Origin of the sequence: Streptomyces venetus (assembly GCF_039540295.1) — a bacterium.
Classification (GTDB): Bacteria; Actinomycetota; Actinomycetes; order Streptomycetales; family Streptomycetaceae; genus Streptomyces; species Streptomyces venetus.
This window is the reverse complement of record NZ_BAABET010000002.1, coordinates 423,538-449,134: the sequence shown is the minus strand read 5'-3', so window position 1 is coordinate 449,134 and position 25,597 is coordinate 423,538. Positions and strand designations below refer to the sequence as shown.

The 25,597-nt window shown below is 68.8% G+C and carries 25 protein-coding genes; 19 read left to right on the top strand and 6 right to left on the bottom strand.

Features of this window, described 5'->3' with window-relative positions; translation table 11 throughout:
• Positions 1-7: 7 nt before the first annotated feature.
• From ABEA82_RS06940 to ABEA82_RS06900, 9 genes are all read left to right on the top strand, one after another.
• Complete coding sequence (locus ABEA82_RS06940) at positions 8-1,423, top strand: sensor histidine kinase (RefSeq protein WP_425588490.1); 1,416 nt, start codon at positions 8-10, stop codon at positions 1,421-1,423.
• 20 nt (positions 1,424-1,443) lie between these two features.
• Positions 1,444-2,373 (top strand): response regulator, encoded by a 930-nt coding sequence (locus tag ABEA82_RS06935; protein WP_345660486.1) that lies wholly within the window; start codon positions 1,444-1,446, stop codon positions 2,371-2,373.
• A 138-nt stretch (positions 2,374-2,511) separates the two neighbouring features.
• Positions 2,512-2,745, top strand: coding sequence for a hypothetical protein (locus tag ABEA82_RS06930; protein WP_345660485.1), 234 nt, complete (start codon positions 2,512-2,514; stop codon positions 2,743-2,745).
• Positions 2,745-3,359: a pilus assembly protein TadG-related protein gene (locus ABEA82_RS06925; RefSeq protein WP_345660987.1), complete on the top strand. Its 615-nt coding sequence runs from the start codon at positions 2,745-2,747 to the stop codon at positions 3,357-3,359. The genes ABEA82_RS06930 and ABEA82_RS06925 overlap by 1 nt, the downstream gene beginning before the upstream one ends.
• Positions 3,360-3,375: 16 nt before the next feature.
• The gene (locus ABEA82_RS06920; protein WP_345660484.1) at positions 3,376-3,957 is read left to right on the top strand and encodes a hypothetical protein; all 582 of its coding nucleotides are present in this window, start codon (positions 3,376-3,378) and stop codon (positions 3,955-3,957) included.
• An 8-nt stretch (positions 3,958-3,965) separates the two neighbouring features.
• A complete protein-coding gene (locus tag ABEA82_RS06915; protein ID WP_345660483.1) occupies positions 3,966-4,613 on the top strand; it encodes an OmpA family protein in 648 nt (215 codons plus the stop codon).
• A 201-nt stretch (positions 4,614-4,814) separates the two neighbouring features.
• Positions 4,815-5,210, top strand: a complete 396-nt coding sequence (locus ABEA82_RS06910; protein ID WP_345660482.1) for a hypothetical protein — start codon at positions 4,815-4,817, stop codon at positions 5,208-5,210.
• Positions 5,207-7,387 carry a hypothetical protein gene (locus tag ABEA82_RS06905; RefSeq protein ID WP_345660481.1) on the top strand — a complete coding sequence of 727 codons (2,181 nt, stop codon included), beginning with the start codon at positions 5,207-5,209 and terminating at the stop codon, positions 7,385-7,387. Before ABEA82_RS06910 ends, ABEA82_RS06905 begins: the two co-directional genes overlap by 4 nt.
• Positions 7,388-7,423: 36 nt before the next feature.
• Complete coding sequence (locus tag ABEA82_RS06900; RefSeq protein ID WP_345660480.1) at positions 7,424-8,743, top strand: hypothetical protein; 1,320 nt, start codon at positions 7,424-7,426, stop codon at positions 8,741-8,743.
• Positions 8,744-9,032: 289 nt separating this feature from the next.
• Here ABEA82_RS06900 and ABEA82_RS06895 read toward each other — a convergent pair whose 3' ends face one another.
• On the bottom strand, positions 9,033-9,452 hold the full coding sequence (locus ABEA82_RS06895) for a DUF192 domain-containing protein (protein WP_345660479.1): 420 nt from the start codon (positions 9,450-9,452) through the stop codon (positions 9,033-9,035).
• A 191-nt stretch (positions 9,453-9,643) separates the two neighbouring features.
• Between ABEA82_RS06895 and ABEA82_RS06890 the strand changes: the two genes are divergently transcribed.
• The 9 genes from ABEA82_RS06890 (at position 9,644) to ABEA82_RS06850 (ending at position 19,396) form a co-directional block, all read left to right on the top strand.
• Positions 9,644-10,300, top strand: a complete 657-nt coding sequence (locus ABEA82_RS06890) for a hypothetical protein (RefSeq protein WP_345660478.1) — start codon at positions 9,644-9,646, stop codon at positions 10,298-10,300.
• Positions 10,301-10,330: 30 nt separating this feature from the next.
• Positions 10,331-11,149: a hypothetical protein gene (locus ABEA82_RS06885; protein WP_345660477.1), complete on the top strand. Its 819-nt coding sequence runs from the start codon at positions 10,331-10,333 to the stop codon at positions 11,147-11,149.
• A gap of 90 nt (positions 11,150-11,239) precedes the next feature.
• The gene (locus tag ABEA82_RS06880; protein WP_345660476.1) at positions 11,240-12,121 is read left to right on the top strand and encodes an LLM class flavin-dependent oxidoreductase; all 882 of its coding nucleotides are present in this window, start codon (positions 11,240-11,242) and stop codon (positions 12,119-12,121) included.
• 95 nt (positions 12,122-12,216) lie between these two features.
• Complete coding sequence (locus ABEA82_RS06875; protein WP_345660475.1) at positions 12,217-12,678, top strand: GNAT family N-acetyltransferase; 462 nt, start codon at positions 12,217-12,219, stop codon at positions 12,676-12,678.
• A 17-nt stretch (positions 12,679-12,695) separates the two neighbouring features.
• Positions 12,696-13,490 (top strand): class I SAM-dependent methyltransferase, encoded by a 795-nt coding sequence (locus ABEA82_RS06870; protein WP_345660474.1) that lies wholly within the window; start codon positions 12,696-12,698, stop codon positions 13,488-13,490.
• 837 nt (positions 13,491-14,327) lie between these two features.
• Positions 14,328-15,101, top strand: coding sequence for an isoprenyl transferase (locus ABEA82_RS06865; protein ID WP_345660473.1), 774 nt, complete (start codon positions 14,328-14,330; stop codon positions 15,099-15,101).
• Positions 15,102-15,496: 395 nt separating this feature from the next.
• A complete protein-coding gene (gene phoH2 / locus ABEA82_RS06860; protein WP_345660472.1) occupies positions 15,497-16,822 on the top strand; it encodes an RNA 5'-3' helicase PhoH2 in 1,326 nt (441 codons plus the stop codon).
• Between the two features lie 420 nt (positions 16,823-17,242).
• Positions 17,243-17,944, top strand: coding sequence for an aggregation-promoting factor C-terminal-like domain-containing protein (locus tag ABEA82_RS06855; protein ID WP_345660471.1), 702 nt, complete (start codon positions 17,243-17,245; stop codon positions 17,942-17,944).
• 135 nt (positions 17,945-18,079) lie between these two features.
• Entirely contained in the window at positions 18,080-19,396 is a 1,317-nt protein-coding gene (locus ABEA82_RS06850; RefSeq protein ID WP_345660470.1) for an AI-2E family transporter, read from the top strand.
• A gap of 84 nt (positions 19,397-19,480) precedes the next feature.
• Here ABEA82_RS06850 and ABEA82_RS06845 read toward each other — a convergent pair whose 3' ends face one another.
• Together ABEA82_RS06845 and ABEA82_RS06840 are read right to left on the bottom strand one after the other, a co-directional pair.
• Positions 19,481-20,014, bottom strand: a complete 534-nt coding sequence (locus ABEA82_RS06845; RefSeq protein WP_345660469.1) for an alkyl hydroperoxide reductase — start codon at positions 20,012-20,014, stop codon at positions 19,481-19,483.
• Positions 20,015-20,020: 6 nt separating this feature from the next.
• The gene (locus ABEA82_RS06840; protein ID WP_039933591.1) at positions 20,021-20,575 is read right to left on the bottom strand and encodes a peroxiredoxin; all 555 of its coding nucleotides are present in this window, start codon (positions 20,573-20,575) and stop codon (positions 20,021-20,023) included.
• 139 nt (positions 20,576-20,714) lie between these two features.
• Here ABEA82_RS06840 and ABEA82_RS06835 point away from each other — a divergent pair, with 139 nt between their 5' ends.
• Complete coding sequence (locus ABEA82_RS06835; protein WP_425588500.1) at positions 20,715-21,659, top strand: LysR substrate-binding domain-containing protein; 945 nt, start codon at positions 20,715-20,717, stop codon at positions 21,657-21,659.
• 338 nt (positions 21,660-21,997) lie between these two features.
• Here the strand turns inward: ABEA82_RS06835 and ABEA82_RS06830 are convergent, their stop codons facing one another.
• Genes ABEA82_RS06830 through ABEA82_RS06820 form a run of 3 tightly spaced genes read right to left on the bottom strand, consistent with a single transcriptional unit; the run spans position 21,998 to position 25,544 of the window.
• Positions 21,998-24,337, bottom strand: coding sequence for an ABC transporter permease (locus ABEA82_RS06830; RefSeq protein ID WP_345660467.1), 2,340 nt, complete (start codon positions 24,335-24,337; stop codon positions 21,998-22,000).
• Positions 24,334-25,023 carry an ABC transporter ATP-binding protein gene (locus ABEA82_RS06825; protein WP_345660466.1) on the bottom strand — a complete coding sequence of 230 codons (690 nt, stop codon included), beginning with the start codon at positions 25,021-25,023 and terminating at the stop codon, positions 24,334-24,336. The genes ABEA82_RS06830 and ABEA82_RS06825 overlap by 4 nt, the downstream gene beginning before the upstream one ends.
• Positions 25,020-25,544, bottom strand: coding sequence for a PadR family transcriptional regulator (locus tag ABEA82_RS06820; RefSeq protein WP_345660465.1), 525 nt, complete (start codon positions 25,542-25,544; stop codon positions 25,020-25,022). Before ABEA82_RS06820 ends, ABEA82_RS06825 begins: the two co-directional genes overlap by 4 nt.
• Between the last annotated feature and the right edge of the window lie 53 nt (positions 25,545-25,597).

Genomic DNA, 25,597 nt, shown 5'->3' with positions numbered 1-25,597 from the left:
CGACGGCATGGCGATGACAGGGGAACGACACGGGCTGCGACGGTTACGCCGCCCCGCTCGCGCCGCCGCGACACCGACGGAGGCCCCGGCACCGCCGACGCTGCCCGCACTCGACGACGAAACCCGCACCGGTGGTGCGGATGGGAAGTCGATCCCACCCACCGACGGGCCCGCACCCGCAAACCCGGCGATCCCCCTCCAGGTCAACGCCCTGCAAGCGATGTGCCGCCAGGTCTTCGGCTTCCGCCTGGCCATGATCGCCCTGGCCACCCCCACCGCCCTCCTCAACGCCAACGACGGCCTCGCCACCCGCCTCGTCGGCGCAGCCGTGGTCGTCACCTTCATGACCTCCTACGTCCTCTTCAGGGACTGGGAACGCTTCGGCCCCCTCCTCCTGCGCCACCCCACGCTCCTCGCCGCGGACACCCTCTTCGGCGCCCTCCTGCTCATCTCCGCGGGCCCCGACAGCACCCTGGCCTACGTCAGCGTCTGCACCCCGCTCCTCGCCGGCCTCGTCTACGGCTGGAGGGGAGCGGCGGTCTTCGCCAGCCTCCAGGCCCTGCTCCTGCTCCTGATCCACGCGGCACAGCAGGACCCGCACCCCGGCATCGCCGAGTCGTCCTTCCTGCCCGGCCTCTGCGTCATCGCCGGTGCCGTCGGCTCGAGCCTGCGCAACCTCATGTTCCGCTTCGGCGCGGCCACCCAGGCCCTCACCACCGTCCAGGCCCGGCTCGCCGTCACCGAAGCGGTCAGCGCCGAACGCGCCCGGCTGGCCCGCGAGATGCACGACTCGGTGGCCAAGACCCTGCACGGCGTGGCCCTGACCGCCGACAGCCTGGCCGGCTCGGCGGACACCGACCGCATGGACCCGGACCTGGTCAGGCGGCAGGCGGCACTCGTGGCCCGTTCGGCGCGCCGGGCAGCCGCCGAATCCCGCGAACTCCTGGCCGACCTGCGCCGCCAATCGGACCCGGACCAGGCCACCGACGTCCTGGCCGAACTGGCGGCCCGCACCCACGCCTTCGGCGCCGAGACCGGCCTGCCGACGGTCTACCGCCCCACCGGCCACGGACCCGTGCCCCCCGTCCCGCCCGCGGTGGCCCGCCAACTCCTCACCATCGCCGCGGAAGCCATGGAGAACGCCCACCGCCACGCCCACCCCAGCCGCATCGACGTCAGCGCCGGAGTCCAGGGCGACCTGCTCTGCGTCAGCGTGTACGACGACGGCTGCGGCCTCCCCTCGTCCACCACCCTGGAACAGCTCCGCCGCTCGGGCCACTTCGGCATGGTCGGCATGGTGGAACGCGCCGCCGCGGTGGGAGCCCGCATCCGCATAGGCCGCGGCGCCCACCCCCGAGGCACGGAAGTCCGCCTGGAACTCCCGCTGGCGGCCCTGATCACCCCTACGGAACAACCCCATTGATCCCCGAGAGGAGGCCCCCGATGCCGGACCGGACACCACAGCCCCACCCTGGCAGCACACCCCCGACCTCGCCGCCCCAGCCCGCGCCTCTGCCGCCGTCCAGCCTCCGAGTCGTCGTGGCGGACGACAACCCGGTGGTCCGGGCCGGCCTCACCGCGCTCCTCTCCGGCCGTGCCGACATCACGGTCGTGGCGGAGGCTGCGGACGGTCGCCAGGCCTGCGAGGCCGCGGACCGGCACCGCCCGGACGTCGTCCTCCTGGACGTCCGCATGCCCGGAGTGGACGGCATCTCGGCCCTCCCGTACCTGGTGCGGATCGCCCCGGTCGTGATGCTGACGTACAGCAGGGAGTCGGAGATCGTCCAGGAGGCCCTCCGCCGAGGAGCCGGCGGCTACCTCGTCCACGGCGAGTTCACGGCCGACCAGCTGGTCGACGCGGTACGGGACATCAGGCAGGGCAGGGCCCACTTCACCCCCACGGCGGCGGGCGCGCTCCTGGCCCAGCTACGAGAGTCCAAGGGCCCGGCCGCCACCCTCCCCGAGGGCCTGGGCAGCCAGCAGTCAAGTGCGACTGCATACGGAATCACCACCTCCACGCAACGGCATACAAACCCCCAACTAGCCACTGCACCAGTACCTTTGGGGCTGCCCCACATCCCACCCCCACCCACTTCTCCGGAAAGCCTTTCGCAAGTGCAACCGAATGTGGGACAGTCTTCCTCCAGGTCGCGGTTCCAGCTGAGCACGAGGGAGGCGGAGATCATGGACCTCATCGCGTCCGGCATGAACAACCAGCAGATCGCCGCCACGTGCTTCATCAGCGAGAAGACCGTCAAGAACCACATCAACCGCATCTTCGCCAAGCTCCACAGCACCAGCCGCTCCGAGGCCGCCGCGAAATGGCTCGGCACGACACGGAACTCCCACCGTGGCTGGGGTGACCTCCGGTGACGGAACGGGGGGAGCACCGGAGGCCGTCTCCGCACGATTGGGCCCGAGATTGGGCCCTGGGACCCTCTGCGGAACGGGCCGCCGGACCGTACGTTCCTCACATCGATGTCGGCACCGCCGTAACCGGAGGGGAACCACATGAGCGACCTGATGCTGAAGACCGCCGTCGCGACCAAGGTCCGTGTGAACGGCTGGAAGAACACGACAACCGAGGCACTGCGCCGCCGCGCGGGCGACAGGGGGCAGACGGCGGTCGAGTATCTGGGGATCATCGCGGTGGTGGTGGCGATCGTGCTGGCGATCACCGGCACGAACATCGGTCAGACGATCCTCGGGAAAATCCAAGCGCAGATCGCCAAGGTCGCTCCTTGATGCAACCTCGCCGGTACGGCGACGCTGGGCAGGCCTTCCCCATCTACATCACGGTGGTGGGAGGCCTGCTCTTTCTCGCGTTCGCCTACTTCGCGGTCGGCCAGGCCGCGGCGAACAGGAACGGCGCTCAGACGGCAGCTGACGCTGCGGCTCTCGCGGCGGCTCAGGACAAGCGGGACCAACTCGCGGGCGAGTGGGTGAAGGACGTACTGGACCCCACCAAGTGGCAGGGCATTTTCGAGGGCAACGCCGAAGGGCTCGCACCATCGTGCTGGCGCGCGAATGATCTCGCCGCACAGAACGACGCTCACGTGCTGAGCTGCGAACCGGAGGGCCTGCTGCGCTTCACTGTCAGAGTGGAGACCAACAAGTCCGTCGGTGACTCCGTCGTGCCTGGCACGGAAGACCGGAAGTCCGATGCGCAGGCCACAGCCGTGATCGAGCCTCTGTGCGACTTCGAGCTCACGGCCGGGGATGCCTCCCCCGACATACTGCCGCAGCTCACCTGCGAGGACCGGGACTGGGAACTGGACCCGGATGATCTCGGTGTTCTGCCTGATCCCGAGGACCTCTTCGACGTCCACCTGGCCGACCCACAAGCGAACGACGAGTGATGAAGGAAGCAGAGAGATGAGCATTCGGTTCACTGCGAAGGCCCGCAGGGGGATGATCGCGCTCACTGTCTCGGCCGGACTGGCCCTCGGCGTGGCCGGCTGTGGCGGCGGCGGAGACGACGATGACAAGTCGAGTCCCTCGGCGTCCGCCTCGAAAGACAGTGGATCCAAGCCGAGTGCTCAGGAGGGCCAAGCGGAGACGCCGCTGGCCGAACTGAGGGGCACGGACGGGCTGCTCCTTCAGATCACGTCTGCCGCGAGGGACTCGGGCGGCTTCCTGACTGTGAACGGACTCGTAAAGAACGACGGAGACAAATCCGTGGTGGTTCCTCCTCAGACGAGCGGTGACGAGACGGAGGTCATCAAGCACGGACCCTCGCTGGGCGGCGCCACCATCGTGGATACCAAGGGAAAGAAGCGCTACTACACGCTGCGCGACACGGAAGGACGTCCCCTCACCACGACGGGCCTCGGGAATCTGGAAGCAGGGCAGACCCTCCCGGTTTTCATGCAGTTCCCGGCACCGCCGACGAGTACGGCCGAGGTCAACTTGCAGGTACCGACATTCTCCAGCGGCACCATCAAGATCTCCGGGTGAGGAAGGCCATGACCCCCACGCCCATCCGGACGGCGACTCCACGTCTCGCCCTGGTCCTCACCGCCGCCACCCTCATGGTCGCGACGAACATCTACGGCGCCGTGTCGGCAAACGCGGACGAGACCCCCGGCGTCCCCCCTGGCACCGAGGCCTCCGCTTCCGCCCCCGTAGAGGTCGACCCGAACGACCCGGACCTCAAACTCCCCGAAGGCGCCACCCTCGCCGAACCCAAGGTCCTCGACATCAAACAGGTCGTAGAAGACCAAAGCGGCGACGAACGCCGCGAAGACACCAACGCCGACGTCAAATTCGCCCTCCAGGCCGAGGTGCTCTTCGGCAAGGACAGCGCGAAACTCAGCGGCGAAGCGAAAGCCCGTATCTCCGCGATCGCCGAGGAGATCAAGACGCAGAACGCGACGAAGGTCCGCGTCTTCGGCTTCACGGACAACCTCGGCTCCTCCGCCCACGGCGACGTCCTGTCCAGGAAACGCGCCGACGCCGTACAGAACATCCTGGACCAGGAATTGACCGACTCCAACGTGACGTACGAGGTTCGTGGATACGGCGAGCAGTACCCGATCGCCGACAACTCCTCGGAGACCGGCCGCAAGAAGAACCGCCGCGTCGAGGTCTCCTTTCCGCGCACAGAGAGTTGAGTCACCGAAAGTGGGCCCAGGGTTGGGGCTACGGGCCCATGTGTGAGTGATCGACGTTCCTTAGCCTCGGCTCGGTAACCGCCCTGAACGGCCGTTTATCGAGCTGAGCCGAGGTCGCACATGTCCCCTGCCGGTGACCGGATACCCCCCTACGGAACGGGGGGTGCACAGAACAGCCCGTCCTGGGTTCGGCGTTCACCGTTGCCGAGGGAACTGGGCTGGGCGCAGGTGCTGCTGTGGGTGCAGTTCGCGCTGACGGCGGTGTACGTGGTCACCGTGCTGTCGGTGGTTTCGTACTACTCCGGCGAGATCTTCGGGATCCTGGTCTACGACTCGCTGCCCAGCGTGGCCGGGGTCTACCTGGCCCGGCGCCTGTGGCGGGGCGGGGTATGGACGAGCCGCGCCCTGATCGCCGTACAGGCGTGGGTCGTGTGGTTGTCGTTCGGCACGCTGATGCACGGTGATCTGCGGGGCATCACGCAGGCGGCGATGCCGGTGGCGGTCATCGTGCTGTTGCGCCGGGCCCGGTCGCGTGAGTGGTTCGAGAGCGCTCCCCAGGACGGGAGGAGCGGCGGGCGTTCAGCCTGGAGCGGATGATCCGCTGGCGGCGGGACGAGGGCCAGACCGCGGTGGAGTACGCGGGGCTCATCGCAGTGGTCGCGGCGATCATCGTCGCGCTCTCGCTCGGTGGCCTAGGCGGGCACATCGCCGACGGCATCCAGTCGGCGGTCTGCAGGGTGACGGGCACCGCCTGCCCCGCTCCGCAGGGCGACGGTACGGAGACGGGTGCGGCGGGGGACAACGACGCCGCGGAGCAGGGCGATACGGACGCCGGCGCCGACGGCGGCACGGGCACAAACGGCGATGCGGACACCCAGGGAGACTCGGACACCCAAGGCGGCTCGGGCACCCAGGGCGGTGCGGGCACCCAGGGCGGTGCGGGCACCCAGGGCGGTGCGGGCACCCAGGAAGGCACGGAAGCCGACGGCGGCACGGAATCCGGCGACGGCACAAGCACAGCCACGGGCGCCGGTGACACGGGCGGCAGCGGCATCCCCGCGTCGGCCCAGATCATCACCTACGAGGGCGCGGGCCCGAACGACACGATCCCGCTCGCTCCGGGCCCGTTCGAGGACAAGTCCCTATGGGACGACGTACATGACCAGGAACGCCACGACAGGACCTTCATGGACCATGTCCGCGGCTTCTTCGTGGCCCCGACCAAGAGCTTCCTGGCCGACACCATGGACGTCGTCAGCGACCCGGTCGGCTCGGTCAAGGACACCTGGAACGGCCTGAAGGGCTACACCACTGACTGGTGGGGCGACAAGGCCGACGAACTGGGCAAGGAGTGGGACAAGGGTAACTACCTCTCCTCCGTCTGGGGCTGGGTCAACTCGCCCGAGGACTTCGTTTCCGACCTGGCGGTCGACACGTTCGTCGACAAGGAGAACTGGAAGGAGGGCAACTACGGCGCCTCCATCGGCAACACCGTGGTCAACGTCGTCGGCATCTTCAGCCCGAAGACCATTACGAAGTTCACCAAGTTCAAGAAGCTGGCCGAGGTCGGCGAAGCCCTCGACAAGGCGGCGGACGCGGCGGAGAAGGCCCGCAAGGCGGCCAAGGCGGGTGATGCCGAGGGCGCTCGGAAGGCGGCGAAGGACGCCGACGAGGCAGCGGACGCGGCCGAGAAGCAGGCCCGGGAGTCGGGCTGCACCATCGCGGCGCCGGCCCGCCGGATCCCGTACGGCGGAAACCCGCCCAGAACCACCACCGGCCTCATCACCGGCTCCTCCAACTCAGGCACCACGATCCTCGCCGCCGGACCGTCCGACTCCCCGCACGTCATCCTCGCGGAGGGCGGCTGCGACGAGGAGGCCAAGGAACAGACGAGGGAGGCCCGAGAGCAAGCGGACGAAGCGGACAAGGCCGCAGACGGGGCCGAGTTGGCGGATCGCCATGAGGCCGCCAGGAAGGCACTTGACGACGAGGGCGTCCAGCACGCGCCGCGAAAGATCGACGAGTTCGTTCAGCGTGCAAAGGACAACCCGGATCCGGACAAGAAGGAGATCGGCACGGAGGACGCGGCCCAGGCGCTGGACGAGATATCAAAACTGGCCAGGACGAAGAGCATCTCCAAGGAGGCACGTTCGTCGCTGACCAGCAAGATCACGAATGCCAAGAACACCGACGAACTTAGTCAGGCACGTGCTGAGCTGAACGCCGTCCAGCGGGCTGCCAACGGCGAGGCAGCACCTGGCACAACCGTGCACACTGCTGTCGGCAAGGATTTCGGCAAGGAGAACGTCGATCTCGGCAACGGCGAAACGGTGAACATCTCCGAGATCAACGACGCAGACGTGCTCTATCGAGGCAAAGACGGCAAGGTTCACGCCGTAGAGGTCAAGAACACAGGTAATGCCACCATCAAGGCCGACTTCGAACGACAGGTTGAAGATCTGTCTACATGGACAGGGAAGGGCAAGGCAGACAGGGCTGCACGCGTCGAGATCGAGACCACTGAGAAATGGACCAATATCTTCAGTGGTTACAAGAGCGGAAAGCGGGACGGTGTCAAGTACAAGCCCGACGGGACACCGGCCGGAACAATGGCGAAAAACGGGGTACCGGTACGGATCGCAGGTACGGACATCTCCCCGAGCCAGCTCAAGCGGATGGAGGAAGAGATCCAGGCCCGAAAGCAGGCTGGGACGATGGATTGGTCCAGGATGAAGAATCCGAAGGATGCTATGGGTTACCTGGGTGTCTCATGATGCTTGCCTCGGAAGGTCACGAACGGAGAGCGACTTGTGGATACCTACCTGCTGCCCACTGCGATGCGCGAGCTGCCAGCGCCCTGGCACGACCTGACATACCGCAGGTCGCAGGCTCTGGAGGCACTTGCCCCCACGGAGGAGAGACGTGAGCAGGCTCGGCACGTGCTGCGCACATGCCTGCCCGATCGACGGCAGAATGTGCACGACTGGGACGAGGAGCTACGCGACTTCTACGACGACCGGGATGACCACACCCTGGACGAGGCAGACGCTTGGTTGACCCGAATCATGCCGACCACGTCCCAGGTCACTCGTGAGCGGGTGGTGCAAGTGGTCGGCACCTGGGCTGACATGGGCATCCCTACGGTGCCTCAACCACCGACTGAACAGTGGGTCGACAGGGTGGCGGTGGAGTGGGCCGCCTCGGTGCGACAGGCACTGGCGTACGACGCCTTCGCTTTCATCGAGCGTGCAACCACCGCCGGATTGCTGAACGATGGTGAGGCCGAAGACGCCGCGCTGCTCGCAGCCGCTTTCGTGCGGGTCGGAGTAGCGGTCGAGGCGGCCGTGCGCGTACTCGTCTCGCTTGGTCGCCCGCGCGGCGAACAGGCCCTGATGGAGCTCGTACGCGACGACGCAGTACGGGACTTCCGCCCGTATGTGCGGTCCCGGCTTCTCGGACTGCGCCGACCGGTGTACCAAGTTCGGGCCCGGAAAGTCACCCGCAACGAGGAGCCGTTGCTGCCCGAAGGGCTCCAGGGCCTTCCATATTCCTGGCATACCGATTTCGACTGGGGCGCGACCCCGCCGGATTCCCACAGCCTCGCCCGGGCTCGTTCAGCACTGGAGGCGTGTCTGGCTGTCGAGCGGGCGCCGGATGACGCGCAGATGAGCAGTGGCGCTCCAGCGGACTGTCGTGCCATCGCTGAGGTGGTGCGCGCCCTGATGCCGTACCCACGGCTGGTGACTCGCGAGCGGATGGACGAGGCGTGGCGCGAGTGCCAGGCGTTGGGGTGCGAATTTCCAGGCACGGACGCCGAGGCCTTCGCCAAGGTCTGGTGCACGAGGATCGCTGACCGGGTCGCCGCAGCCGTCTTCCGCTGGCTCGCTGACCTCCCGCAAGGCGGGGAAGCGGCAGGCGATAAGGAACCGGCTGTTCTGTCGGCAACAACCCTCTGGGCTGCGGAACTCGCTGAGCGCTGCGCCCGGTGCGGCAGCGCGGTACAGGAGGCCATCTGGTTCCTCCACCGCGCGGACGACGTGCCGGGCAGCATGGAAGCGCTGGCGCGACTGGCCTTCGACCCGAGCCTGCCGGTCACGACGAGGAATGCCGCGCAGGAGTGGGCGCGATGACGTCTTCAGCCCGACCAATGTCCCGAAGGCCACCAAGATGAGGGTGAGCGATGGAGGACCCGATGAGCGCGATGGAGTACCTGGGGGACTCATGACGCACGACGAGCAGAACGCGGACACTCAAGAAGTGGGCGAGCAAGGAGCCAGGCCGCAAGGCCACGGTGGAAATCGAGACGGCGGACCGCTGGACGTCGGTCTTCAGCGAGTTCAAGCCCGCCCGGAACGGCAAGCCGGCGAAGGTCAGCGATCTACCGGAGGTCTCCCGTGATCGGGGTGACGCCTGGCGATGTCAGCGACCTGGCGGACCGCTCCACGGCACGGTCCGCCTAGAGCCGCCTCCGCTGCCCGCGACAACCTCCACCCGAGCTCCTTCTCGTACCCCCCACGCACCCATCACACCCGCGGCCGCCTCCACCACATGCCGGGCCCGCAGCCGAGGCATCCCCAGTCGTCCCGGCCGCATGGTGCGCACGGCGATGACGCGAAGGTGCCGATCGAGGTAGGCGACATCGATCGGTATGCGCATCCGGAAGGTGTGCACGCCGCTCGCCGGGGAGAGGAGGATCGCTCCGTCGACGGTGTCCCGCCCCAACAACCCCTTGGTGCGGGCCCGATAGGAGGTGGCGATTTCCAAGGGAACGCGTACGGAAGGCTCCTCACGCCCGTGCACGACCAGTTCCCCGTGCCCGTCCCCCCAGCGCCGCCCCATACCGCCCCACCTCCGCGCGTCCCACCCGCCACCGATGTCCGAACCCGAACGTATCCCCGAAGAAGCAGGCCCCACATGGGCCCACGGGCCCATGCCCCGTCAGTTCACCAGCTTCACCCTGGTGCGGCCCCACACCTCTGTATAGCTTTGCTTCGCTCAAGAGAAGCCTCGCCTCTGACCGGGAGCCGACCGTGAACCGCCGCCCCACCCTCCTCGCAGCGCTCACGCTGACCGCCGCTGCGGCCCTGACGCTGTCCGCGTGCGGGAGCGATGACAGCTCCAAGAACAAGGACAACGACAAGATCGCGGGAGCCGACACGGGAAGTGAGGCGTCGGCATCCCCGACCGCATCCGACCCGGCCCCCGCCGGTCGGCCCAAGATCGAGCTCCCGTCCGACCTCTCCTACACGTTCGACTGGCCGAAGACCGGCAACAAGGAGAAGGACGCGATCCTGGCGGACAGTGAGCAGTCCATCAAGGCCGTCGACCTGGCGATCGTCAACCAGGACGCGATCGACAAGGCATACCTCTACTACTACGAGGGCGAAGCCGCCGCAGGGACGCAGACGTTCATCGAGGCGTACGTCAAGGCCAAGGCGCGCGTCACCGGCGCATACCGCTTCTACGACCCCGTCGTGAACACCCGGGGCAAGGATCGTGGGTCGCTCGTGTACTGCGAGGACCAGAGCAAGGCCTACGACATGTACCTGAAGAAGAAGGTCAACAAAACACCGGCGTCGAAGAACAGTTACGTTCTCTACAACACCCAGCTGCGAAAGAACGACGAGGGTGTGTGGGTCATCGAGAAGATTCTTTCGCAGAGAGGCAGCGACAGGTGCCAGCCTTGAGCCAACGGGTCAGGCCGGTCGGCCGGCTCGGTGAGATCAGCTACGACGTGGACGCCGCCCGCCTGTTACTACGCCCCGAAGTACACCCCTGATCAACTGCAAAAGACCCTGGAGCCGGTCTGGCAGGCCGAGTCGACGGGGTACGAATGGGACGCCGAGCAACGCGACCACTACGTCGACGGTCACCCCTACAAGGATTTCAACAAGGACAAGAAGGGCAAGGGCTACTGGTGGGACTCCTATGTCACGCCGGGGCGTGAAGGGGATCCAGGGGCCCTCGACTGCGACAAGCCGATCTTCTGGGTGGACAACGGAGACCCGCCGCCCCCGGACGTTCCCGAAGCCATCACGCCCGAGGTGCTCGCCCAGTTCGCCTACGCCGAGATCCGGGTGCCTTCCACCGCAGTCGAACTCGCACCCCAGGAAGCCACGAAGGTGAACCTGCCGACCTGGGCCTGGCTGGATGCGGCGAAGTTCAAGCCGGTGTCGGTGACGGCCGGCGTCCCCTTGCTGAACATTCAGGCGACGACCACTGCTGAACCGGTCTCTCTGAAGATCGAGCCGGGCACGGATGACGCCGTTACCTACCCCGGCTCGGGCGAGTGCCGGATCAATGCGGATGGCTCGATCGGTGAACCGTACGCGAAGGGCAAGGCCGGCGAGGCCCCACCGTGTGGTGTCAAGTACTTGCGCTCTTCCGGCGATGGCTCGTACCAGCTCCGGGCGACGGTCACCTGGAAGATTCACTGGACAGGCACCGGCGTTCAGGGCGAACGGCCCCTGCCTGACGGCACGTTCGGTGCTCAGCAAGACGTCGTGGTCCAGGAGATCCAGTCCGTCAACCGCTGACGATCGCGAGGCCCTGGTGTGTCGTGCGACCGCTCCCGCAGGGCCTAAAACGTCTTGTCCGTCGCGTCCTGCCCCGGATAGGAAGACCCCATGACCACACTCGGTGCCGTCTTCCGCCCCCAGCTCGCCCCCGAGCGGCTTCGAGCCGTCGCCCGGGTCGCCGATGACACCGGGCTCGAAGAGCTCTGGCTCTGGGAGGACTGCTTCAGGGAGGGGGGTGTCTCCACGGCAGCCGCCGCTCTCGCCTGGACCGAGCGGGTTCGGGTCGGGGTCGGGCTGTTGCCCGTGCCGTTGCGGAACGTCGCCATCACGGCGATGGAGATCGCTTCGCTGGCCAGGATGTTTCCGGGGCGGGCGACCGTCGCGGTGGGGCATGGTGTGCAGGACTGGATGGGCCAGGTGGGGGCGCGGGTCGAGTCACCGGTGACCTTGTTGCGGGAGCATCTCCTCGCGCTGCGGGCGCTGTTGGACGGGCAGCGGGTGACGACCGACGGGCGGTACGTCAAGCTCGACGACGTGGCCCTCGACTGGCCGCCCCCGACGGACCGTGGAGTCGGAGTGCTGGCCGGGGCCACCGGGCCCCGTTCACTGCGGCTCACCGGGGAGGCGGCCGACGGGACCGTCCTCACCGCCGGCACCAATGCGGCAGGAGTGCGGGAGGCACGGCGGCTCATCGGTGAAGGACGGGAGGCGGCCGGCCGTGGGGACGGGGCGCACCCCGTCGTCGTCTATCTGCTCACCGCCACCGGGGCCGGCGCCGACGACCGGCTGCGTGCCGAGCTGGCCGCCGAGGGGCTCGAAGCCGTTCCGGAGCTCGGTGTCGCCGGGGACGCGGGTGCTGTCGCCAAGGCCGTCGAGCGGTTGGTGGAGGCCGGGGCCGACACCGTCGTCCTCCAGCCCACCGCAGACGAACCGGATCCCGAGGGGTTCGTGCGCTTCGCGGCGGAAGAAGTACGCCCGCTTGTTCCGTGACGGAGCACGGAGTACGGAGAACGGAGCATGGAGTACGGAGTGCCGAGTGCACAGTGCCGAGTGCACTGTCAGTGCCGGGTGCCAGACTCACCGGCATGAGCATCGACGACGATGACGTACGGCTGCGCCCTGTGGTGGACGACGATCTCGAGGCGTTCCTCGCCTACGAGCACGACGAGGAGGCCGTCCGGCGGTCCAGGTTCACGCCGCGGCCGCGGGAGGCCTTCATGACCCACTGGAGGGAGTGGGTCCTCGGGGACGACACCGTGCTCGTGCGGACCGTGACCGTGGCCGGTGAGGTCGCCGGCAGTGTCGTCGCCTGGTGGGACGGGGACCGCCGCTTCATCGGGTACTGGCTCGGACGCGCCTACTGGGGACGCGGCATCGGGAGCAGGGCCCTGACCCTGTTCCTGGAGTGCGAGAAGAACCGGCCTCTGTACGCCGACCCCTTCAACGGCAACACCGGCTCCGTACGTCTGCTCGAAAAGCTCGGCTTCCTCCGTACCGGCATCGTCCGGCACGGAGAGGACGAGCACGTCCTGCTCGTCCTTTCCTGACCGGGAGTACTCCCCTCATGGCAGAGACCCGCCACCCCCGCCGCACCTTCGAGGACCTCGTCACAGAGGGTGCCTCCGTCCCCACGGAGGGATGGGACTTCTCCTGGTTCGAAGGGCGGGCCACCGAGGCGCGGCCCTCCTGGGGGTACGCCGTGTCGATGGCCGAGCGGCTGGGGCGGGCCGGTGCCGTGCTCGACGTGCAGACCGGCGGCGGGGAAGTGCTGGAGTTCGCGCTCGGCCGGGCCGGGCAGGCGCCCGGGCTCGTCGTGGCCACCGAGGGGTGGCCGCCGAACGTGGCGAAGGCCACCGCCCTGCTCCGTCCGCACGGAGTCGCGGTCGTCGCCGCGCTCGAGGACGGCCCGCTGCCCTTCGCCGACGGTGCCTTCGACTTGGTCGTCAGCAGGCATCCCGTCCGCCCGTACTGGGACGAGATCGCCCGCGTCCTGCGGCCCGGAGGGACGTACTTCGCCCAGCACGTGGGGCCGGGCAGCGTCTTCGAACTCGTCGAACACTTCCTCGGGCCACAGCCGGAGGAGGTGCGGGGCGCCCGGCATCCCGACCGGGAACGGGCCGACGCCGAGGCGGCCGGGCTGGAGGTCGTCGATCTGCGGGCGGAGCGGCTGCGCATGGAGTTCAGCGACATCGGTGCCGTCGTGCACTTCCTGCGGAAGGTGGTGTGGATGGTGCCCGGCTTCACCGTCGAGGCGTATCAGCCGCAGCTCCGCGCGCTGCACGAGCGGATCGAGGCCGAGGGGCCCTTCGTCGCCCACAGCAGTCGCCAGCTCTTCGAGGCACGCAGGCCGTCCCTCTGATTTGAAGAGGACCGCAAGAGGACCGCAAGGTAACCGCGAGCGGAGTGAATGAGGAGTGGAAGAAGAGTGAAAGAGGACTGATTTCGCCCTATCACCCGTTTGCCCTGTTCGACGTCACACGCACCGGTACATCCCAGCAACCGCTCTCGTCACTCGTCTCGCTCACCCCACTTGCGCATCTCCCGACGAGGGTTTTCACATCGTTATCGCTCGCGGCTCGCCTTCAGGTCGCGACTGACGTAAATTCAGGCCAAGGTGATTCGCGTGAGCAAAGCTGCGCGGGCGGTACCGCGCAGTGGAGGGGGCTGCGCGGTGCAGGGCCCCTCCATGGTCAGGCCGGTGCCGGAGTCAAGCGGGCGTTCGCAGGTGGGGTCACCCGTCGGAGGGTGTGGAGGGCGACGCGCCGAGAGAGTCTCCAGGAGTGGAGAGATCACGGCTTTCGCCTCGGTGCTCACGATTTCCCTGCGTGTCGGCCATCTTTCGGCCAGATCTGAGGCCTGAACCACCGGTTCCGCGGGCACCGGCGCGCTGTCGGGCGGCTCCGGAGAGTAGTTGTGGCACGCCGATGCACGCAGCATCACTTACGAAGGGTTATGGTGGAAACCCCCCCTCGGGCCGGTCCGTATCCCCCCCACGGACCGGCCCGTTTTCTTTGTGCGCCGGGGCGCGCCACGGCCTCGGCCGGAACCATTCGTTCCGCACCCGCTTGGCGGCCCGGGACGGCAGCGGGGGTAGGCTTCGCCTCCGGGGACCGCCATACGGGCAGGGACCGCCCGCGGCCACGACCGGGCCGCATGCCGCGGCCTGTCCGATCCGTACGGAGGGGCTGACAATCACGTGAACCTGCGCGACAAGCTGCGCGGCCTGCTGGTCAGGCTGTACGCACGCCGGGTGGAAGGCCACCTGGACCACGCTCAGGTGCCCAAGCACATCGGCGTCATCATGGACGGCAACCGGCGCTGGGCGAAGGCCGCCGGTTCCAGCACCGTCGACGGCCACCGGGCCGGTGCCGGAAAGATCGAGGAGTTCCTCGGCTGGTGCTCCGAGACCGATGTCGAGGTCGTCACCCTCTGGCTGCTGTCCACGGACAACTTCGACCGTCCGCAGGAGGAACTCGTCCCCCTGCTCGGCATCATCGAGGACGTCGTCCGCACCCTGGCCGCCGACGGCCGCTGGCGTGTGCACCACGTGGGCACGCCCGACCTGCTGCCCTCCGGGATGCAGACGGTCCTGAAGGAGGCCGAGGAGACCACGGCGCACGTGGACGGGATACTGGTCAACGTCGCCATCGGCTACGGCGGCCGGCAGGAGATCGCCGACGCCGTGCGCTCGATGCTGCTCGACGCGCAGGAGCGGGGCACCTCGATGGAGGAGCTCACCGAGGCCGTCGACACCGACATGATCGGACGTCACCTCTACACCAGCGACCAGCCCGACCCCGACCTGGTGATCCGCACCAGTGGCGAGCAGCGGCTGTCCGGATTCATGCTCTGGCAGACCGCCCACTCCGAGTACTACTTCTGCGACGTGTTCTGGCCCGCCTTCCGCAAGGTCGACTTCCTGCGCGCCATGCGTGACTACGCCGCGCGCCACCGGCGTTTCGGCGGCTGATTCCCGCACCCGGGGCGTCCCTGCTGACGTCCCTGTTTCAACAAGGCGCCGCAGGCCGCCGGGCACCGCTGTCACCGCACGTCACAACCCTTTCCGGTACCCCTCCGAAGACGGATGTCACACGGAGTTCACCGGCCCGCCGTCATATGCCGTGGCATGGCGACGCTCGTTCGAGGGCATAAGTCAGACAGGTCGACGCCCGAACCACGGGTGTCGGATCTCAGCGGACGGCACGGGGCCGTCCGCCCGGGAGGCCCTTTGCACCAGCCCGATCGTGCGGTCACAGCACGGACGAAGAGGCGGAGGGCCGGTTCTCGGCCCGTGCGAAGCGGCCGGCAACCGGTCCAGCTCCACTCCGTCGCTCCCCGACCTCATCCGAGGGGGTACGTCCTTCCGTGGTGACCAGCACAAAGCGCCACAAGCCAGACCGGCGCACCTATGTCCTCGACACCAGCGTCCTGCTGGCCGATCCAGGCGCTCTCAGCCGCTTCGACGAGCACGAGGTGGTGCTCCCCATCGTCGTGGTGACAGAGCTGGAGGCGAAGAGGCACCATCCCGAACTCGGCTACTTCGCCCGGCAGGCCCTGCGCCTGCTCGACGACCTCCGGGTGCGGTACGGCCGCCTCGACGCCCCCATCCCCACCGGGGACCTCGGCGGGACCGTCCGTGTCGAGCTCAACCACTCGGACCCCAGCGTGCTGCCCACCGGCTACCGCCTGGGGGACAACGACTCCCGCATCCTCGCGGTCGCCCGCAATCTGCAGGCCGAGGGGTTCGACGTCACCGTCGTGTCGAAGGACCTCCCGCTCAGGATCAAGGCGTCCTCCGTCGGACTCCTCGCCGAGGAGTACCGCGCGGAACTCGCCATCACGGACTCCTCCGGCTGGACCGGAATGTCCGAACTGACCCTGCCCGGCGAACAGGTGGACATCCTCTTCGAGGAGGGGCACGTCTACGTGCCCGAAGCCGCCGACCTGCCGGTGCACACGGGCCTGACGATCCAGTCGGAGCGCGGCAAGGCGCTCGGGCGCGTCACACCCGAGGGCAACATCCGGGTCGTACGCGGGGACCGTGAGGCGTTCGGCATCAAGGGCCGCAGTGCCGAACAGCGGATCGCGCTCGATCTGCTGCTCGACCCGGACGTCGGCATCGTGTCCATGGGCGGCCGGGCCGGCACCGGAAAGTCGGCGCTGGCGCTCTGCGCGGGACTGGAGGCGGTGCTGGAGCGCCGTCAGCACCAGAAGGTGATGGTCTTCCGTCCGCTGTACGCGGTGGGCGGGCAGGAGCTCGGCTATCTGCCCGGCTCCGAGGCCGAGAAGATGAGCCCCTGGGCGCAGGCCGTGTTCGACACCCTGTCGGCGGTCACCAGCCGGGAGGTCATCGAGGAGGTCACCGCGCGCGGCATGCTGGAGGTCCTGCCGCTCACCCACATCCGCGGCCGCTCGCTGCACGACGCGTTCGTCATCGTCGACGAGGCGCAGTCGCTGGAAAGGAACGTACTTCTTACCGTTCTGTCCCGGATCGGGGCCAATTCACGGGTGGTTCTCACCCATGACGTGGCGCAGCGGGACAACCTCAGGGTCGGCCGGTACGACGGTGTCGTCGCCGTCGTCGAGAAGCTGAAGGGCCATCCGCTCTTCGCGCATGTGACCCTGAACCGGTCCGAGAGGTCCCAGATCGCAGCCCTTGTGACCGAAATGCTCGAAGACGGACAGATCTGACCGTCCCGCCCCAAGGAGGGGTGGTTACGCAGTAGTTGGCGCCGTCCGGAAAGGCGAAGAGCCTAGCCGGGCGGCGTCTTCGCGTCTTGCGGTTCCTGTGAATTTCCCGCGTCAAACGGGATGTGAGCTTTCACACGCAACTCAGAATTGCCTTGTCCCGTCGTGGTACGGCAGAGTCTCACTCCTGTCAGGCCCCGCATACGACACACCTGTACCCCCAGCGGTACGGCACCACAAAGAGCACAGCTTCAACTCCATAGCGATGTCGTATGCCGCCCGAGCATTACGCGGCGCTCCCTTCGCGGGAGTTGCCCACCGGGCCCGCGCCTCCCGTGACCCCGCAGTTGGGGAGGCCAGTGCCAGGGGCACGATTGCGTCCGCGAGGGTCACCGAAGCGGGCGATGCTGGAAGGAAAACCGTGTGAGCCGGATCTCGGTCCGGGGATTCGCAGTGGCCTCGGCCACGGCGGTCACCGCTGTCGGAAGCGTCGTCGGCGTTGCCTCGGGCAGCACCGCGCAGAACAACGACGCCGAAGCGACGGCAAGCGGCACCACGCTGCTCGCGGACATCCCCGCGGGCCAGCAGGCCCAGGTGCAGACCGCGTCCCTGACTCAGCAGGCCGACGCACAGGCCATCGCGGCGGACGCGAGCGCCAAGAAGGACGCCGAGGAGGCCGCCCGCAAGGCCGCCGCCGAGACGGCCATCGCCAAGAAGGAGGCCGCCGAGAAGGCAGCCAAGGCGGCCAAGGAGGCCAAGGAGCGCGCGGAGGCCAAGGATGCCGCCGCCAGCCGTTCCAAGGACATCTCCGACATCCCCGTCTCGAGCTCCTACACCATCGCGCAGATTCAGGCGATGGCGCGGCAGATCGTGCCGTCGGGTCAGTTCCAGTGCTTCAGCAACATCGTGGACCACGAGTCCGACTGGAACTACAAGGCCGTCAACCCCTCCTCCGGGGCCTACGGCATGTTCCAGGCTCTGCCCGGATCCAAGATGTCGTCCGTCGGCGCCGACTGGCAGACCAATCCGGCCACCCAGATCAAGTGGGGCCTGAACTACATGAACGACCGCTACGGCAGCCCGTGTGACGCCTGGTCGTTCTGGCAGGCCAACAACTGGTACTGAGCCCGCGGCCCTGAGCCGCAGCACACTCTTGCCCGAGCCCCGCACCGTTCAACGGTGCGGGGCTCGCGCCATGTACGGTCGGGACGGACGGCTCCCGGGGGAGTGCTGCGGAGAGACGGGGGAAGAGGACGGATCATGTCGCGTGTGCCAGGGTGGCTCGGCCGGCTCGGTGCCGGACTGACCGAGATGAGCGAGCAGTGGAACGAGCGCCGCGCCGAGGCAGAACGGGAGCGGGAGGCGTCCGAGTCCCCCGCGGGTCCCGACGAACACGTGCCGCCGCCCCCGGACTACGCGCCTGACGTCCCGGCCCGGCCCGACCCCGCCTCGGCCGTGCCGTGGGGAGTGCGGGTCGCGGCGGAGGCGGGATGGCGGCTGCTCGTCCTCGCGGGCACGCTGTGGGTGCTGATGCGGGTCATCAGCGCCGTCCAGCTGGTGGTGCTGGCGTTCGTGAGCGCCCTGCTCATCACCGCGCTGCTCCAGCCGACCGTGGCACGGTTGCGGCGAGTGGGAGTGCCCCGCGGGCCGGCCACGGCGATGACGGCGATCCTCGGGTTCGTCGTCATGGGGCTGATCGGCTGGTTCGTGACCTGGCAGGTCATGGAGAACATCGACGACCTCTCGGGCCAGATCCAGGACGGCATCGACGAGTTGCGCAACTGGCTGCTGAACAGCCCCTTCCACGTCACGGACAAGCAGATCAACGAGATCGCCAAGAACCTGCGGGAGGCGGTCGGGGCGAACACCGATCAGATCACCTCGGCGGGGCTGGAGGGCGTGACGGTCGTCGTCGAGGCGCTGACGGGGATTCTGCTGGCGGTCTTCTCGACGCTGTTCCTGCTCTACGACGGCAAGCGCATCTGGGAGTGGACGCTGAGGCTGGTGCCGGCGGCGGCGCGGCCGGGGATGGCCGGGGCCGGGCCGGCGGCCTGGCGGACACTGACGGCGTATGTGCGGGGCACGGTGATCGTGGCGCTGATCGACGCGATCTTCATCGGTCTCGGCATCTACTTCCTCGATGTGCCGATGGCCGTGCCGCTGGCCGTGTTCATCTTCCTGTTCGCGTTCATCCCGCTGGTGGGCGCGGTGGTGTCCGGGGCGCTGGCGGTGGTGGTCGCGCTGGTCACCCAGGGGGTGTTCACGGCCGTCATGACGCTCGTGGTGGTGCTGGCGGTGCAGCAGATCGAGGGGCACATTCTGCAGCCGTTCATCCTGGGGCGGGCGGTGCGGGTGCATCCGCTCGCGGTGGTGCTGTCGGTCGCGGCGGGCGGGATGGTCGCCGGGATCGGGGGCGCGGTCGTCGCCGTGCCCCTGGTGGCGGTGACGAACACGGTCGCCGGATATCTGCGGGAGTACTCACGGAAGTCGGCGTTGCGGCACGCGGCGCGGCCGCGCGGGGCGGCACCGGTGGGGGCGACACAGCAACCCGGGCCGTCCGAGTCGCTTTCGGAGTAGCCCGCTCGCTCCTGGAAAAGCAGCAGGGCCCCGCCCACCGGTCAGGTGAGCGGGGCCCTGCGACGTGCGACGTGCGGCCGGGGATTACTCGGCCAGCACCGCCTCGGCGTCCAGCGTGACGCCGACCGCCTGGATCACGGAGGCGATCTTGAAGGCCTCCTGGATGACGTCGCGGTCGAGGCCGGCCTTGCGGAGGACCTGCTCGTGCGAGTCCAGGCACATGCCGCAGCCGTTGATCGCGGAGACCGCGAAGGACCACAGCTCGAAGTCGACCTTGTCGACGCCCGGGTTGCCGATGACGTTCATCCGCAGACCCGCGCGCAGGTTGCCGTACTCGTGGTCCGACAGCAGGTGCCGGGTGCGGTAGAAGACGTTGTTCATCGCCATCACCGCGGCCGCGGACTTCGCCGCCGTGTAGGCCTCCGGCGACAGGTTCGCCTTCGCCTCGGGCTCCAGCTCGCGCAGCACGATCGGGGAGCGGGAGGCGATCGCCGTCGCCAGGACCGTGCCCCACAGCTGCTGGGCCGGGAGGTCCGAGTTGCCGATGACCGAGCCCAGGTTGAGCTTCAGGTCCTTGGCGTAGTCGGGTATCGAGGACTTCAGTGTGTCCAGCGACATGTCAGATCACTCCCCGGAGAGCAGCTTGACCGGGTCGAGGGTCTCGTCGCCCTTCGACCAGTTGCACGGGCAGAGCTCGTCCGTCTGGAGCGCGTCCAGGACCCGGAGGACCTCCTTCGGGTTACGGCCGACCGAACCCGCGGTCACCATCGAGAACTGGATCTCGTTGTTCTGGTCCACGATGAACACCGCGCGCTTGGCGAAGCCGTCCTCGCCCTCGATGCCGAGGGCACGCATGAGCTCGTGCTTGGAGTCGGCCATCATCGGGAACGGCAGGTCGCGCAGGTCGTCGTGGTCCTTGCGCCAGGCGTGGTGGACGAACTCGGAGTCGCCGGAGAAGCCCAGGACCTGCGCGTCGCGGTCGGCGAACTCCTCGTTCAGCTTGCCGAAGGCGGCGATCTCGGTGGGGCACACGAAGGTGAAGTCCTTGGGCCAGGCGAAGATCACCTTCCACTTGCCCTCGTAGGTCTTGTGGTTGATCTCCTCGAACTCCTTGCCCGCCTCCAGCGAGACGCAGGCGGTCAGTTCGAACTCGGGGAACTTGTCACCGACGGTGAGCACACACTCTCCTTGCAGCGAAGAAACACCCGGATTGCGGTTGTTTCCCATGGGTTGGACGTTATTGATGTTGGCACAGGCTCGATTGATTACGGAAATAGCTACACTCGGTCGGGTTGATCGGAGGTAGTTATCAGTGACTGTGGGTAGTAAGCGCAGGCAGCCCAGCCTCGCGCAGCTGCGGGCCTTCGCGGCCGTGGCCGAGCACCTCCACTTCCGGGACGCGGCCGGGGCGATCGGCATGAGCCAGCCCGCTCTCTCGGGTGCCGTGTCGGCGCTGGAGGAAACACTCGGAGTGACGCTCCTCGAGCGTACGACGCGCAAGGTGCTGCTCTCACCGGAGGGTGAGCGGATCGCCGTCCGGGCCAAGGCGGTGCTGGAAGAAGTGGGCGCGCTCATGGAGGAGGCCGAGGCGGTGCGCGCACCGTTCACGGGCGTGCTGCGGCTGGGCGTCATCCCGACCGTGGCGCCCTATCTGCTGCCCACGGTCCTGCGGCTCGTCCACGACCGGTATCCGCACCTCGACCTCCAGGTGCACGAGGAGCAGACCGCCTCCCTCGTCGACGGCCTCGGCAGCGGCCGGCTCGACCTCTTGCTGCTCGCCGTGCCCCTCGGCGTGCCGGGCGTGGCCGAACTGCCGCTGTTCGACGAGGACTTCGTGCTCGTCACGCCTCTCGACCACGAGCTCGGCGGACGCGAGGGCATCCCGCGCGAGGCGCTGCGCGAGCTGCACCTGCTGCTCCTGGACGAGGGGCACTGCCTGCGCGACCAGGCCCTCGACATCTGCCGGGAGGCCGGCCGCGAGGACGCGCCGGTCACCACGACCGCCGCCGGGCTGTCCACGCTGGTGCAGCTCGTCGCGGGCGGGCTCGGTGTCACGCTGCTGCCGCGCACGGCCCTCAAGGTCGAGACCTCCCGCAGCAACCAGCTCCTCACCGGGTACTTCGCCGACCCGGCCCCCACCCGCCGGGTCGCCCTGGCGATGCGGGCGGGGGCAGCGCGCGGCGCCGAGTACGAGGAACTGGCAACCGCCCTGCGCCAGGCCCTCCGCCCCCTGCCCGTACGGGTCGTGGGCCAGGACACCTGAACGGCTTGGGGGGCGGCCTTCTCGTCGCCGGCCTGGGGTCTGGGGGCTGGGGTGATGTGGCTCTTGTCGTGGTCGGCCGGGGCGTCGGGGGTGCTGTGGGTTCCGTAGCCGTAGCCGTAGCCGTCGACGGGGAGGCCGGAAGGCCGGAAGGCCGGGCGGCTGGCTGGCAGGTCCGGCGTGGCTTCTGCTTTTGTCGGCCGGCACGCGGGCGGCTGAGGGTGACGTGGCCCCCGCCTGCGTCGGCCCGGACATCGGGCGGATGGGGCCGGGGCCGCTCGCGCCTCGGCCGTCAGGCGACAGCGAGACGGACGAGGCACGAGCGGTCCCGGCCGGGTGTCCTACTCCGTGCGCAATCCGTCCGGCCGCATCAGCTTCAGCAGGGGCGGCAGGCTCAGCAGTGTCACCACCAGGACGACCCCCGCGCCGATGCCGGTCATCGAGAGCACGCTCGGCCAGTCCACCCGGATCGACATGTTGGTCATCCGCAGCAGGACCGCGCCCAGGGCCATACCCACCGTCGCCGCCAGCAGCAGCCCCAGCCCGATCGGGATCGCCGTCTGCCACAGCACCGACATGCTGAGGGTGCGGCGCCGGGTGCCGAAGGCGATCAGGGACGAGAGCAGTTTGCGGCGTTCGCGCAGCTGCTCCAGCTGGGAGACCAGCAGGCTCGCCCCGATCAGGGCCAGCACACACGCGGCTCCGACGGACAGACCGGTGCGGATGGTTGCGTAGCGGTCGTTGCGCTCGATGCTGTGCCAGGTCATGGGCTGGGCCGCCGGGTCGTACCGCGCGGCCGTGTTGCGCACGCGGTCGTAGGCGTCCGGGTCGGAGAGGTCCAGGCTCAGGAAGAGCTGCGTGGAGAGATGCGCCCCGAGCTTGGCGGGCAGCGCGCCCGGTGTGATCAGGATGCCGCCGCGCTCGTACCCGGTGGGGTCCTCACGGGGCTGGGCCTGCCGGATGTCCTTCGGCACGGTCCAGGAGACGGAGTGGTCGCCGGAGCGGGGGCTGTCTTCCGGGTCGGCCCACAACGTCGTGCCGGGCGTGGACAGGTGATCGCCCTCGCTGTCGTACTTCGAGCCCTTGACCGCGAAGACGTCACCGTCGCGGCAGGAAGGGAGCGCGGCCACCTCGCGCAACGACGCGCAGTCGGCCACGGTGACCTGGGCGAAGGAGTCCGGCTCGTCGCGCCGGTCGCCGAGATAGACGTCGGACAGGGCCGTGATCTCACGCACGCCCTTGGTGTCGCGGTACTCCCCGATGGTGGACGCCGTCCGGGCACCGTCCGGCACGTCCACGCTCATCTGGGCCCGGGAGACGTCGTACTGCGACGCCCTGGTGTAGTCGCCCTCCACCCCGGCGAACAGCATCTGCAGGGCGATCGCCCCGGCGACCGCCACCGCGATGCCGTTGACCATGCGGGCCGCCGTGCCACTGCTCAACTGGAGCCTGCGCACGGCCAGTTGCCAGGCGATCCCGCCCGAACCCAGCCGGGCCACGACCGTCTCCACGACCCAGGGCAGCAGCGCCGTGACGCCGACGAGCAGCAGCATGACGCCGCCGACGACGAGGTACTGGTTGAAGGTCCCGTCGTCACGGCCCTGTCCGATCATCGGGTAGAGCATCGCGAGGCCGCCCAGCGGCAGCAGCAGCCGCCACCACAGCCGGCGCCGCGCGGGCTTGGCCGTGCGCACCACGCCGAGCGGCTCGATGACCACCCCGCGCAGGGCGAGCAGGGTCACCAGCACCGCGGCCGTAGGCACCGCCACGGCGACCAGGGCGGCCAGCAGCGGGGAGGGGTTCAGATAGCTCGGGAACACACTGACGCTGAACACCTCGGCGGATGCCGCCAGGTGCCGTCCGATCAGGAAGAACCCGGTGCCGAGGACGAGTCCCAGCACGGAACCGGCGAGGGCCTCGCCGGCGGCGATCCGCCGGGTCATCCGGCTGTCGGAGCCGACCAGCCGCAGCGCCGCGAGCCGGCGGTCGCGCCGCTCGCCGCCGAACCGTACGGCCGCCGCGATGAACACGGCGACCGGCATCAGCAGCACCACGAAGACGACCAGGACGAGCAGGAGCAGCACCGGGTCCCAGGGGTCGGACGGCGCCAGGTCCGGGTTGCCGAAGCTGTCGATCCGGGCCCCGCTGGCGGGTCCCTCCAGCAGCTTCTCGAGTCCCTTGCCGCCCGCGAAGTACGCGAGTTCCTGCGAGCCGACGAGGCCCTGCTCGCCGATGGTGCCCGAGATGCGGTAGGGCAGCCGCTCCCGCAGGAGCTTCCCGTCGTCGGAGGCGAGGAGTTCCTCGAGGGCGGGGGAGACGACCATCTCGCCGTCCGCCGGGAACGCCGCCACCCCCGGCGGCCGCGGGGCCTTGGGGCCCTCCGGCTCCAGCAGGCGCCCGCGGACGTCCTGGTCCCGGTACGTGGTGTCCGCGTCCACGACGATCAGGGTGTCGTCGGCCTTGGGTATCTCCTGCTGGCCGAAGGTGTGGTCGCTGCGCGCCTCCTCGCGCCGGTCCCGTTCCGCCAGCGCGTTCGGGATGGCCGTGGTGAGCAGCAGCAGCGCCACACCGAGCCCGACGCCGACAGCCGTCAGCGCCGCCCGGGTCCATCCTTCGCGTCCGCCCGCGAAGGCGAACCGGGTCCCCATGGCCAGGTCCCGGCTCCACTGCCTGACACTCATACGACCCGCTCCATGTCCCGCGACCTGCCGTCCCGTACGACGATCTCGCGGTCGGAGTACGCGGCCACCCGGGCCTCGTGGGTGACGAGCACCACGGCCGCGTTGGTGGACCGGGCGGCCTCCGTGAGCAGTTCCATCACGCGCTCGCCGTTGAGCGAGTCGAGCGCTCCGGTCGGCTCGTCGGCGAACAGCACGCGCGGGTTGGTGACCAGCGCGCGGGCGACGGCGACCCGCTGCCCCTGGCCGCCGGACACCTCGCCGGGCCGCTTCTTGCGCAGGTCGTCGACCTCCAGCCGTTCCATCCACGCCAGCGCGGTCCGCTCGGCCGCCTTGCGGGACGACCCGCTCAGCCGCAGCGGCAGCGCGACGTTCTCCACGCAAGTGAGTTCCGGCACCAACTGCCCGAACTGGAAGACGAAGCCGAACTCCGAGCGGCGCAGCGCACTGCGCTCGGAGTCACTCATCGAGGTCACCTCGCGCCCGTCGTACGTGATCGAGCCCGAGTCGGGCGTCACGATCCCGGCGAGACAGTGCAGCAGCGTCGACTTGCCCGACCCGGACGGCCCCATCACGGCGACGACCTCGCCCGGGTGGATGGAGAACCCGGCGCCGTCGAGCGCGGTGGTCGGCCCGTAGGTCTTGCGCAGATCCTGGGCGATGAGCAGCGAACCAGCGGGAGCGGTCACCGGGTCACCGCCTCACGGAGCTTGTCCAGCCGGGCCGCGGTCAGTTCGAGCCAGCGCAGGTCGGCCTCCAGGTGGAACAGCGCGTGGTCGCAGATGAGCTGGTCGGCCAGGTCGCCCTTGCGCTTGCGGTCGGTGAGGATCCGCATGCTGCGCAGGTGCTCGGAGCGCTGGGTGTCGAGGATGTCGCCGGCGTCGCGGTGGGTGAGCAGCGCGAGGACGACCTTGGTGTAGAGGGTCGACTGGAGGTACGGCTCCGGCTTCTCGGGCGTCGCCAGCCAGCGCTCGACGTCGGTGATACCGGCCTCGGTGATCGCGTACCGCTTGCGCTCGGGCCCGCCGCCCGCCTCGATGCCGTCGACCTCGACGAGCCCGTTCTTCAGCAGGCGGGACATCGTCGAGTAGACCTGGCCGTAGTGCAGCGGCCGGTCGTGACCGAACTTCTCGTCGAAGGCCCGCTTCAGGTCGTAACCGTGCCGCGGGCCGGACTCCAGGAGTCCCAGGAGAGTGTGACCGATGGACATGCGACGCACTCTACACACCATGTATACGCGGCATGTATACGCCGAGTGTGCAG

Coding starts and splice junctions, on each gene's coding strand:
- ABEA82_RS06940 (WP_425588490.1), top strand. CDS start 8: ATGGCGATGACAGGGGAACGACACGGGCTGCGACGGTTACGCCGCCCC.
- ABEA82_RS06935 (WP_345660486.1), top strand. CDS start 1,444: ATGCCGGACCGGACACCACAGCCCCACCCTGGCAGCACACCCCCGACC.
- ABEA82_RS06930 (WP_345660485.1), top strand. CDS start 2,512: ATGAGCGACCTGATGCTGAAGACCGCCGTCGCGACCAAGGTCCGTGTG.
- ABEA82_RS06925 (WP_345660987.1), top strand. CDS start 2,745: ATGCAACCTCGCCGGTACGGCGACGCTGGGCAGGCCTTCCCCATCTAC.
- ABEA82_RS06920 (WP_345660484.1), top strand. CDS start 3,376: ATGAGCATTCGGTTCACTGCGAAGGCCCGCAGGGGGATGATCGCGCTC.
- ABEA82_RS06915 (WP_345660483.1), top strand. CDS start 3,966: ATGACCCCCACGCCCATCCGGACGGCGACTCCACGTCTCGCCCTGGTC.
- ABEA82_RS06905 (WP_345660481.1), top strand. CDS start 5,207: ATGATCCGCTGGCGGCGGGACGAGGGCCAGACCGCGGTGGAGTACGCG.
- ABEA82_RS06895 (WP_345660479.1), bottom strand. CDS start 9,452: ATGGGGCGGCGCTGGGGGGACGGGCACGGGGAACTGGTCGTGCACGGG.
- ABEA82_RS06880 (WP_345660476.1), top strand. CDS start 11,240: ATGACCACACTCGGTGCCGTCTTCCGCCCCCAGCTCGCCCCCGAGCGG.
- ABEA82_RS06875 (WP_345660475.1), top strand. CDS start 12,217: ATGAGCATCGACGACGATGACGTACGGCTGCGCCCTGTGGTGGACGAC.
- ABEA82_RS06870 (WP_345660474.1), top strand. CDS start 12,696: ATGGCAGAGACCCGCCACCCCCGCCGCACCTTCGAGGACCTCGTCACA.
- ABEA82_RS06850 (WP_345660470.1), top strand. CDS start 18,080: ATGTCGCGTGTGCCAGGGTGGCTCGGCCGGCTCGGTGCCGGACTGACC.
- ABEA82_RS06845 (WP_345660469.1), bottom strand. CDS start 20,014: ATGTCGCTGGACACACTGAAGTCCTCGATACCCGACTACGCCAAGGAC.
- ABEA82_RS06830 (WP_345660467.1), bottom strand. CDS start 24,337: ATGAGTGTCAGGCAGTGGAGCCGGGACCTGGCCATGGGGACCCGGTTC.
- ABEA82_RS06820 (WP_345660465.1), bottom strand. CDS start 25,544: ATGTCCATCGGTCACACTCTCCTGGGACTCCTGGAGTCCGGCCCGCGG.